The organism is Streptomyces sp. NPDC048483 (assembly GCF_040651455.1).
Lineage (GTDB): Bacteria > Actinomycetota > Actinomycetes > Streptomycetales > Streptomycetaceae > Streptomyces.
This window is the reverse complement of sequence record NZ_JBEZJZ010000238.1, coordinates 1-2,890: the sequence shown is the minus strand read 5'-3', so window position 1 is coordinate 2,890 and position 2,890 is coordinate 1. Positions and strand designations below refer to the sequence as shown.

The 2,890-nt window shown below is 69.6% G+C and carries 3 protein-coding genes and 1 pseudogene; all 4 read left to right on the top strand.

The window, feature by feature from the left end:
- Positions 1 to 336 precede the first annotated feature (336 nt).
- A pseudogene (locus AB0D04_RS42500) lies at positions 337 to 594 on the top strand (transposase); the annotation flags it as partial.
- A gap of 39 nt (positions 595 to 633) precedes the next feature.
- The gene (locus tag AB0D04_RS42495; RefSeq protein ID WP_362712839.1) at positions 634 to 1,377 is read left to right on the top strand and encodes a methyltransferase domain-containing protein; all 744 of its coding nucleotides are present in this window, start codon (positions 634 to 636) and stop codon (positions 1,375 to 1,377) included.
- Positions 1,378 to 1,517: 140 nt separating this feature from the next.
- Positions 1,518 to 2,429, top strand: a complete 912-nt coding sequence (locus AB0D04_RS42490) for a hypothetical protein (protein WP_362712837.1) — start codon at positions 1,518 to 1,520, stop codon at positions 2,427 to 2,429.
- A complete protein-coding gene (locus AB0D04_RS42485) occupies positions 2,420 to 2,602 on the top strand; it encodes a hypothetical protein (RefSeq protein WP_362712835.1) in 183 nt (60 codons plus the stop codon). Before AB0D04_RS42490 ends, AB0D04_RS42485 begins: the two co-directional genes overlap by 10 nt.
- Positions 2,603 to 2,890: the final 288 nt, after the last annotated feature.

Below are 2,890 nucleotides of genomic sequence, written 5' to 3'. Positions count from 1 at the left end.
CGAGGGGCGGCCGGTGGCGCTGGTGTGGGACGCAGAGGGCGCCGCATGGCGGCGGCAGGTTGAAGGCGACCAGCCCTAGCGCGCTCGTCCGTAGCGCCGTGCGACGTGGTTCCGGTTGAGCACCTTATAGAAGGTGCCGTGTCCGATCGCGGCACGTCTTTTGATGGTGTCGACCGGGACGCCCTCGCGGTACCAGGGGGTCCCGGTCGTAGGGCGCAACCCTCCGCCGGGCTTCCGACGTCGAGTGACCGGCTCCGAGAACCGTGCCCGATGTGACTACTGAGCGCTACATGACGGATGGCGGCGGGCTATAACAAACCATGATGTCTACCGCGACGCGAGCGAGGCATCGTCCCCGCAATCGCCCGCCGCGGAACACGGCACGGCACCGGGCTGGGCACCTACCGCTGGGTTGTCGAGCGGAGCTTCGCCTGGCTGCACGGCTTCCGCCGCCTGCGAATCCGTTGGGAACGGCGAGCCGACATCCACGAAGCGTTCCTCGGGCTCGCCTGCTGCCTCATCAGCCACCGACAGGTCCACGCACTACGCAGACAACTCCGAACTTCCACGGCAGGCACGCGACTTCGCGGATGAGCGTGCGTGTGATCATGCTGGCTTTGCATACTGACTGCCATGGCCACCTATGACACGCTCGGTACGACGTATGCCCGGACACGACAGCCTGATCCGAGGATCGCCGCGCAGATCCACGCTGCACTCGGGGATGCCACAGACGTGATCAACGTCGGAGCGGGCACTGGTTCCTACGAGCCGCCGCAGACGGTCCTCGCGGTGGAACCCAGCCAGGTCATGATCACCCAGCGTCCGCCGGGAGCGGCGCCAGCAGTGCAGGCCGCTGCAGAACACCTCCCGCTGCGCGACAACGCTGCCGATGCCGTCATGGCGCTGTTGACCGTCCACCACTGGGCTGACCTGACGGCCGGAATCAGAGAACTGCGGAGGGTTGCCCGCCGCCGCATTGCCATCCTGACATGGGACCAGCACATCTTCCGCGAGCGGTTCTGGCTCGTACGCGACTACCTCCCGGAGGCCGCCGCTTTCGACGACACCCGGGCCATCCCGACCGACCAGTTGGTTGACCTGCTCGGCGGGGGACGCCAGGAGCCGGTCTGCATCCCCCACGACTGCATCGACGGATTCGGCGCCGCATACTGGCGCCGCCCCCACGCCTACCTCGACCCGCACGTGCGCGCGGGGATCTCCATGCTGGCCCAGACCGGCGACGACGCACTCGCGCCGGGTCTGACCCGGCTCGCCGCCGACTTGACGACTGGCCGCTGGCATTCCCGACACGCCGAGCTGCTTACGCTCGAAACCATCGATGTTGGTTACCGGCTACTCGTGACCGAGCACTGACGCATGTACGTCGCCCCGGGAACAGCCTGTTATCCGAGGTGACAGAGGCCACAGGGACGGATCCGAGATTTATTGCCGGTCGGGCCGGTCCCCGCGCCTAGGAGAGAGAACCTCGAAACCTCTCTGACAAGGAAGGCCCCATGCCCACCCTGGACTCCGTCGGCATCTGCCCTGTGTGCGTCGTCGACGCCGCGCGCCTGGACGCCCCGCCCGACCGCACCGTGATGACCTCGGAGACGGTGCGCGCCCACTACCCCAACCATCTGGTCGAGGCCGTCTGGTACGTCATGGGGCAGATCGACATGGCGGCGGGCTTCCTCCACGGAGCGGTGGAGCTCCCTGGCCTGCCGCCGGGTGGGGCCGAGCGGCTCGCGCCCCTCCTCGTCGGAATGATCGGCAAAGCGCTGCTGCTGCTGGCCGATGTCGATCCCCTGTACCTGACCCGACAGGAGCGCGCGCTGCTGCGGGATGCGCTGACCGCCCGCAACGCCGCCATCGAGGGCGACACCGAAACCGTTGACGCATTCGCCCGGACCTGGCTGGGCCTGGACCGCCCGGAGCGGTGGCGGGAGGCCGTGGAGATGGCCCTGCTCGGCGACTGGGCCGAGTCACTGGGCCAAGGAGCTGCCACCGATCCGTACGTCCGGGGCCTGCTGCTCCGCCAGGTCAGGGCCAGACACCGGGACCTGCGGCCGCTGTGGGAACGGCGGGTGCGGGGCGGGCGGTCCGTTCTCCTCAGCCGACCGGTGGGTACCACCCTGACGGTCGCGGACTTGCTCGCAGAGCACCGCGCCCCGGAGAGCGAGGCCCTGGCTGCCGAACTGGAGGAGGGCCGTCTGGCCTCGGTGCTGCGCGCCCTGCACCCCGCGGAGGCAGCAGTCGCCCGCGCCTGGGCCATGAACGGGGAGAGCTGGGACCGGGCTGCGGCCGCGGCTGGGCAGCCGGAGGCATTCGGGGAGCGGGTCCGCCGCAAGCTCAAGCGGCTCGGTGCCCGGCACGCCACCCGCAGCGAGGCGGCGGCCGCCTGGAAGGCGGGGGACACGTGTCACTGAACACCCTGCTGTTGATCCTCCTGCTCACCGTCGTCACACTGCTCGTCGGCGCTGGCGTCCTGGCCCTGCTGCTGTACCGCCCTGCCTGGGCCGCCCCAGCCGCCGGCGGCTTCGCCGCGATGGCGCTCTTGGCCACCGTCGTCGGGCTGCTGGTGGCCGTCAGCCGCCGCTGATCTCCTCCCCGGTGGGACGCCAAAGCGTCCCACCGGGGCCCTTTCGCCCTGGATATCCCGGTCTTATCCGTGGCGATAGCGCCGCGACGGCGAAACTCCGGACAGAGCCCTCCGCGGTCGTTGAGACTCCTGTCTGTGGACGCAGGATTAGTTGGCCTTCTCGGCGGTGTCATCGGCGCGGCAGTGGGAGCCCTCGGCGCGGCCGGCTCCGCCTACAGAGATGCCGATCTCGGCGCCGAAGCCGAACTGGCCGCCGTCGGTGAAGCGGGTGGAGGCATTGACCGCGAC

What these genes read in the sequence shown, in the direction of transcription:
- AB0D04_RS42495 (WP_362712839.1), top strand. Translation starts at nt 634, where the DNA reads ATGGCCACCTATGACACGCTCGGTACGACGTATGCCCGGACACGACAG.
- AB0D04_RS42490 (WP_362712837.1), top strand. Translation starts at nt 1,518, where the DNA reads ATGCCCACCCTGGACTCCGTCGGCATCTGCCCTGTGTGCGTCGTCGAC.